The 6,557-nt window shown below is 62.2% G+C and carries 5 protein-coding genes and 1 pseudogene; 2 read left to right on the forward strand and 4 right to left on the reverse strand.

What is annotated here, in order from left to right:
- The 3 genes from AC1DUB_RS13600 to AC1DUB_RS13610 are packed head-to-tail and all read right to left on the reverse strand — an operon-like array spanning position 1 to position 3,124.
- Positions 1–1,182 carry a CaiB/BaiF CoA transferase family protein gene (locus AC1DUB_RS13600; RefSeq protein WP_477729927.1) on the reverse strand — a complete coding sequence of 394 codons (1,182 nt, stop codon included), beginning with the start codon at positions 1,180–1,182 and terminating at the stop codon, positions 1–3.
- 24 nt (positions 1,183–1,206) lie between these two features.
- Positions 1,207–2,064: an HTD2 family dehydratase gene (locus tag AC1DUB_RS13605; protein WP_477729928.1), complete on the reverse strand. Its 858-nt coding sequence runs from the start codon at positions 2,062–2,064 to the stop codon at positions 1,207–1,209.
- Between the two features lie 34 nt (positions 2,065–2,098).
- Positions 2,099–3,124: a Bug family tripartite tricarboxylate transporter substrate binding protein gene (locus tag AC1DUB_RS13610; protein ID WP_477729929.1), complete on the reverse strand. Its 1,026-nt coding sequence runs from the start codon at positions 3,122–3,124 to the stop codon at positions 2,099–2,101.
- Positions 3,125–3,237: 113 nt separating this feature from the next.
- Here AC1DUB_RS13610 and AC1DUB_RS13615 point away from each other — a divergent pair, with 113 nt between their 5' ends.
- The gene (locus AC1DUB_RS13615) at positions 3,238–4,161 is read left to right on the forward strand and encodes a LysR family transcriptional regulator (RefSeq protein WP_477729930.1); all 924 of its coding nucleotides are present in this window, start codon (positions 3,238–3,240) and stop codon (positions 4,159–4,161) included.
- A gap of 165 nt (positions 4,162–4,326) precedes the next feature.
- Here the strand turns inward: AC1DUB_RS13615 and dctA are convergent, their stop codons facing one another.
- Complete coding sequence (dctA, locus tag AC1DUB_RS13620) at positions 4,327–5,643, reverse strand: C4-dicarboxylate transporter DctA (protein WP_477729931.1); 1,317 nt, start codon at positions 5,641–5,643, stop codon at positions 4,327–4,329.
- A gap of 252 nt (positions 5,644–5,895) precedes the next feature.
- On the opposite strand from dctA, the pseudogene AC1DUB_RS13625 reads away from it, so the two are divergent.
- Positions 5,896–6,557, forward strand: a pseudogene (locus AC1DUB_RS13625) (IS110 family transposase); the annotation flags it as partial.

The raw sequence follows: 6,557 nt of genomic DNA on the forward strand, positions 1-6,557 counted from the left end.
TCACACGACACCTTCGGCGCGAAGCCCGGCAATGCGCTCTGCGCTGTAACCATGGTGGCCCAGGATCGCATCGGTGTGCTGGCCCAGCGCGGGCACGGCATCCATGCGCGGCGCGCCGTGTTGCCATGAGCCCGGCGGCAGCAGGGCAGGGATGGGTCCGGCGGGTGTTGCCACCTCACGCCAGCGCCCCCGCGCCTTGAGTTGCGGGTGCGCCCAGACCTCGCTCATGGTGTTGACCTGCGCGTTGGCAATGCCGGCCTGCTCCAGCCGTTGCGCCACCTGCTCGGCCGTGAGTTTTGAAAAGGCTTCGATGATCAAGGCAGAGAGCACGGCTCGCTCTGCGCTGCGTTTGGCGTTGCCTGAGAAGCGTTCGTCGCTGGCCAGCGCGGGCTGCAACAAGACCTTTTCGCAAAACACTTTCCACTCGCGCTCGTTTTGCAGACCCAGCATCACCGTCTTGTCATCACCGGCCGGAAAGGGGCCATAGGGGTAGATGGTGGCATGGCTGGCGCCGGTGCGTCGTGGCGGGGCCGCGCCCTCAAAGGCGTAGTACAGCGGGTAGTTCATCCACTCGGTGAGAGATTCGAGCATGGACACGTCGATGCGCTGGCCCTCGCCGGTTTGCTGGCGGTGCATCAGCGCCGCCAGAATGTTGGTGTAGGCATACATGCCTGCCGCAATGTCGGCGATCGAGGGACCGGCCTTGGCAGGGGTGTCCGGCGTTCCGGTGACAGACACAAAGCCCGCTTCGCTTTGGATCAACAGGTCGTAGGCCTTTTTGTCGCGGTAGGGCCCATCGCCGCCATAGCCCGAGATGTCGCAGACGATGATGCCGGGCTTGAGTTGGGACAGCGTTTCGTAGGACAGGCCCAGCCGTGCCGCGGCGCCGGGCGCCAGGTTTTGCACCACCACGTCAGCTTCTTCCCGGATCAGGCGCAGCAGGATTTTTTGCGCCTCGTCATGCTTCACATCGAGCGTGAGGCTTTCCTTGGAGCGGTTGGTCCAGACGAAATGCGAGGCCAGGCCGCGCACGCGCTCGTCGTAACCGCGCGCAAAGTCGCCCACGCCGGGGCGCTCAACCTTGATGACGCGTGCGCCGAGGTCGGCCAGCTGGCGCGTGGCGAATGGGGCCGCAATCGCGTGCTCCAGTGTGACGACGGTAATGCCTTTGAGTGGTTGCATAAGGAGTGTCTGACCAGTCTTGATTTAGGCGAGTGTTGCGGTGGCATCCATCGTGAGCCAGCCTTCATGGTCGCGGGCCCACAGACGCACGGTTTTGCCATCAGCTGACGGTTGGCCGTGGACAGAAAAAGGGTGGATGTCAAAGGTCGGACGTACGGCTTTGAACTCAAAGCGCAGCACCTTCGCCTGCGGCTGCTGGCGGCGCAGCAAATCCATCAGCAGCGTGGCGATCAGGGGCCCGTGCACGATCAGGCCCGGATAGCCTTCGACCTCGGTGACGTACTTGCGGTCATAGTGGATGCGGTGGCCGTTGAAGGTCAGCGCCGAGTAGCGAAACAGCAGCACGTCGTCGGGCACGATGCGCCGCTCCCAGGCGGACACAAGCGGTGCGGCCTGCGGCGGCGGTGGCACGTCGTCGGGGGTCGGCGCAGCGCGGTAGACGATATTGTGGTGCTCGGTCAGCGCCACGGCCGCCGCCCCATTGCGACGGATCTCGTGACGCACGCGCACAAAAATCAGGTTACCCGTGCGGCCCGACTTTTCCTTTACGTCGGCAATGGTGGACGTGCGGGTCAGCGTGTCGCCAACCAGCAGCGGCTCATGAAACTCAAAGTCGCTGCCCGCCCACATGCGGCGCGGCAGTGGAACGGGTGGCAGAAAGCCGCCACGTTTGGCATGACCATCCGCCCCGATTTCCGACTGCGGATAGATGGGCAGAAAGTACAGCCAGTGCCACAGGCTGGGCAGCGGCGTGCCGGGCGCTGGGCGAAGTGAGCCGGACGCAGTGGGCCAGTCCAGCGTGGCGGACAGCGCTGCGTAAGGTGTGGCGGTGGCGATATCTTCCACCGTTTCGCTGCGGCCAATCCAGTTTTGCAAGGTCATGAAAATTCCTTAAGTGACTTTCCTGAGCTGCCGTTTATTCGACTTTGATCTTGGCTGTGGCGACGACACCTTTCCAGCGCGTGACTTCTTTCTGAACCAGGGTTTTCAACTGCTCGGGTGTGCCGGTTTCGACTTCTGCGCCCTGGTCCTCGATTTTTTTCTGCACCGCCTTGTCGGCCAGCACACTGTTCATTTCGCGGTTGAGCCGGTCGATCACGGCCTTGGGCGTTTTTGCGGGTGCGAACATGGCGTACCACTGTGACATGCTAACGTTGGCTATGCCTTGTTCGGCCAGCGTGGGCACATCGGGCAATACGGCCGAGCGCTTGTCGCCGGCAATACCCAGCGCCTTGAGTTTGCCGCCCTTGACTTGCGGGTAGGCCGTGAACAGGCTGGGGAACATGAACTGCGTGTTGCCCGCAATGGTGTCCACAACCGCAGGCGCAGAGCCTTTGTAAGGAACGCTCACCACGTCCAGCCCGGCAGACAGTTTGAACAGCTCACCGGCAATGTGGGGCGCGGTGCCGTTGCCGGCCGAGGCATAACTGAAGCTGCCCGGCTTGGCCTTGATCAGTTGTACCAGTTCCTTCGCATTTTTTGCGGGCACGGCGTTGTTGGCAACCAGCACGGTGGGGGAGGCCGCCACCATGCCGATGGGCTCGAAATCGGTCACCGGGTCGTACTTGAGTTTTTGCAGCGCCGGGTTGATGCCGTGGGTGGCGATATAGCCGAACATGATGGTGTAGCCATCGGGCGCGGCGCGCGCCACGAACTCGCTGGCAATGGCGCCATTGGCGCCGGCCTTGTTCTCAACAATGACAGCCTTTCCAAGCCGCGTGCTGAGGCCTTGTCCGATGATGCGCGCCATCGCGTCGTTGGCGCCACCGGCAGCGGTGGGCACCACAATGGTGACGGTTTTTTCGGGCCAGGCTTGTGCCAACACCTGGCCGCAAGCCGTTGCAAGCAGCGCCATGGAAAGCCCGGTCAACCACGGCGTGAAGGGCATTGATTGCCTGGAAGGCGTCAATGAGAGCGGCCGGGCGGCGTGTGGATGCGGCATGTGAGTCTCCTGTGGGTTGGCTTCGGATCAAGAGGCTGCTGACCCGTGCTGTGGAGTTGATCATCCGGATATCCTGCTTGCGTGTAAATTGCAATTTTTGCTACGATTGCTGCATGGCGCGCATTAATTTTGATTTGCAGCAATTGCAGGCTTTTGTCGCCGTGGCGGAGCGAGGCAGCTTTCGCGCTGCAGCGGATCACATCAATCTGTCGGCCCCGGCGTTGAGCCGGCGCATCGACAAACTCGAGACCATCCTGGGCGCCCGCCTGTTCAACCGCACCACGCGCGAGGTTGAGCTGACGCCCCTGGGCCGTGTTTTCCTGGAGCGCGCCCGCACCGCGCTGGACGACCTGGAGTCGGCCGTGCTCGGTATTGCCGACATCGCCACCCACCGGGGTGGGCGCGTGACGGTAGCCTGCGTGCCGTCGGCTGCCTTGTATTTTTTACCGACGGTGGTAAGCAGCTTTGCCCAGCACTATCCCGGCATCCGTGTGCGGGTGGTGGATGAGACGATGAACCAAGTGCTGCAAAGCGTGCTGTCGGGCGAATCTGACTTTGGCATTGGCTTCATGAACACACTGGTACCGGAGATTGCATTCGAGTCCATTCACAACGACCCGTTTGTGTTGGCGATGCCGCGCAAACACCGGCTGGCCAGGCGTAGATTTGTGAACTGGGTCGACGTGGAGACGGAGAGCCTGATTGCTGTGGCCCGCAGCAGTGGCAACCGCCAGTTGCTGGACGATTCACTGACCAAGGCCGGTTTGAACCCCAGCTTCGCGTTCGAGGTCAGCCACGTCGCGACCTTGCTCGGCATGGTGGAGGCTGGTCTGGGTTTGGCGGCTGTGCCCCGCATGGCGCTGGCTGCCACGCACCCCACCCTGGTGGGCGTGCCCCTGCGCCAGCCACAGACTGTGCGCAGGGTGGGGCTGCTGACGCGCCATGGCGTCAGCCTGCGGCCCGCGGCGGAGGTGTTTCGCCAGCATCTGCGTACAGCATTGAAGACCCGTAAATCGGCCGCCGTCGATCCGGCTTGAATGCTAGTGCAGTGTTGCATGCTTGATGGGACAAATAAAAGCGATGGATTTTGGGTCAGGGCAAGGCGCAAACCACAGCGATACCCGCAGGTATCGCGCGGATTTGCAACGCCGCCATGGCGCAAAAGACGCGGTTTTATGTTCCAGATAGCACGCAACACTGCACTAAGACTGTGTTACACCACCGGGTAGCGGGACGGGTCCTTCCTGCGGCTCTTCCACCTCTGCATACCCTTGCGCCAGTTCATGCGACAGCACGTCGTTGTTACAGGCTCGCTCCCATTTCGCAACCACGATGCACGCGACCGCATTGCTGATGGTGCTGGTGAGCGCCCGTGCCTCCGACATGAAACGGTCGATGCCAACAATGAGCGCGACACCCGCCACCGGCAGGTCGGGCATCACGGTGAGTGTGGCCACCAGCGCGACGAAGCCGCTGCCCGTGACGCCGGCGGCACCCTTGGAGGTCAGCAGCATCAGGCCCAGCATCCCGGCAATCTGTCCCCACGAAAGGTGGATGTCGCAGGCCTGTGCAATGAACATGGATGCCAGCGTCAGGTAGATGGCGGTGCCGTCGAGGTTGAAAGAGTAACCGGTTGGCAGCACGAGGCCGACCACGCCTTTTTTGCAACCCAGGCGCTCAAGCTTCATCAGCAGCCGCGGCAGCACCGGCTCGCTGGATGAAGTGCCGAGTACCACCAGCAGTTCCTCGCGGATGTAGCGCATCAGCTGCCACAGCTTGAATCCATGGGTGTAGGCCAGCAAACCGAGCACAACGACGACAAAAAAGATGCAGGCGACGTAGAAGGTGCCGATCAACAGGCCCAGCGAGCCGATCGACTTGATGCCATAGCGCCCGACCGTGAAAGCCATGGCACCGAATGCACCCAGTGGGGCCACGCGCATGATCAGGCCGAATGCGGCGAACAGCATGTGCGCGAAGCTGTCAATGCCGTCGAGCACGACTCTCCCCGCGCGGCCGATGTGCGTCAGGCCGAAGCCGCACAGCACCGCGAGCAACAGCACCGGCAACACTTCGCCCTCGGCGAAGGCGCCGAAGAAGGAGGCAGGAATGATGTGCAGCACGAAGTCAACAAAGCCCATCGGTGCACCTTTGCTGAATCTGGCGGCCACGGTCGAGTCCAGCGTTTTGGCGTCGATGTGCATGCCGGCGCCGGGCTGCAGCATGAATACGGCAGCGAGTCCGGTGAGCAGCGCCAGTATGGTCAGCACGTAGAACAGGCCCATGGACTTGAGCAGGGTCTTGCCGATCTCTTTTGATTCGCCCAGCGATGTGATGCCGCTGACGATGGTGCAAAAGACGATCGGCGCGATCATCATTTTGACGAGCTTGACGAAGCCGTCGCCCAGCGGCTTGAGTGCCGCGCCCAACTCTGGCCAATAGTGGCCTACGGTGATGCCGAGCAGCAGGCCGATCAGCACCTGGATGTACAGCAATTTGAGGAGCCTGGCGGGTTTCATGGTTTGTCTCCTTATATCTTTCAAATAGTTCAAACTTCAGTGGTCAGGACATGGTTGAGAGTCTTGATTGCTGAACCGGTTGACTCACCGCTGTGCAGCCTGTGTCTCCTGCGAGCCCGAGCTCGAATGACAGCCCAGGGCGCACGGTGGTGGTCTCTTTGTTCTGCTGCATCCCGAATGGTTGACCGAACACATTTCGTATTCATAAGGCTGGGAGCCGGAGAACTGCTATGAGTGAACCTGTTTACGTAGGTGATCAACCCRCGCCAGGCGCGTGACTTTGCCCGCTGCGTGGGCAAGCTGGCCAAGACCGATCGGATCGACGCGCAAGCCCTGCGCGGCTTTGCCGCCATGCTGGACGCCCAGGGCCACGAGCCGCGCGCGCTGGCCGATGAGCAGCAGCGCGAGCTCACCGCCCTGGTGGTGCGCCGCAGGCAGTTGGTGGCCATGCTGGTGGCCGAGCGCCAGCGCCTGGCTGTGGCTCATCCCAAGGCCAAACCCAGCATCCTGCAGATCATGGACGCCATTGCCGCGCAGTTGCACGATGTGGACGGCCAACTGAAGGTGCACATACAGGCCCATCACGCGGACCTGGCCAAACTCCTCACCTCGGTCAAGGGCGTCGGGCCCACCACGGCCAGCACCTTGCTGGCGCAATTGCCCGAGCTGGGAAAGCTCAACCGCAAGCAGATCACTTCGTTGGTGGGTCTGGCGCCGATGAACCGGGACTCGGGCACGCTGCGCGGCCAGCGTCACATCTTCGGCGGGCGAAGCGATGTGCGTCGCGTGCTGTATGTGGCCGCCCTGGTGGGTACCCGATTCAATCCAGTACTCAAAGCCTTTTATGCCAAGCTCCTGGCCGCCGGCAAGCCCAAGAAGGTCGCCTTGGTGGCCTGCATGCACAAGCTGCTGGT

The sequence above is a fragment of the Polaromonas sp. P4_F9 genome (assembly GCF_056401235.1).

Bases quoted from the DNA above. Each gene is read 5' to 3' on its own strand.
- AC1DUB_RS13600 (WP_477729927.1), bottom strand. From the start codon at position 1,182: ATGCAACCACTCAAAGGCATTACCGTCGTCACACTGGAGCACGCGATT.
- AC1DUB_RS13605 (WP_477729928.1), bottom strand. From the start codon at position 2,064: ATGACCTTGCAAAACTGGATTGGCCGCAGCGAAACGGTGGAAGATATC.
- AC1DUB_RS13610 (WP_477729929.1), bottom strand. From the start codon at position 3,124: ATGCCGCATCCACACGCCGCCCGGCCGCTCTCATTGACGCCTTCCAGG.
- AC1DUB_RS13615 (WP_477729930.1), top strand. From the start codon at position 3,238: ATGGCGCGCATTAATTTTGATTTGCAGCAATTGCAGGCTTTTGTCGCC.
- dctA (WP_477729931.1), bottom strand. From the start codon at position 5,643: ATGAAACCCGCCAGGCTCCTCAAATTGCTGTACATCCAGGTGCTGATC.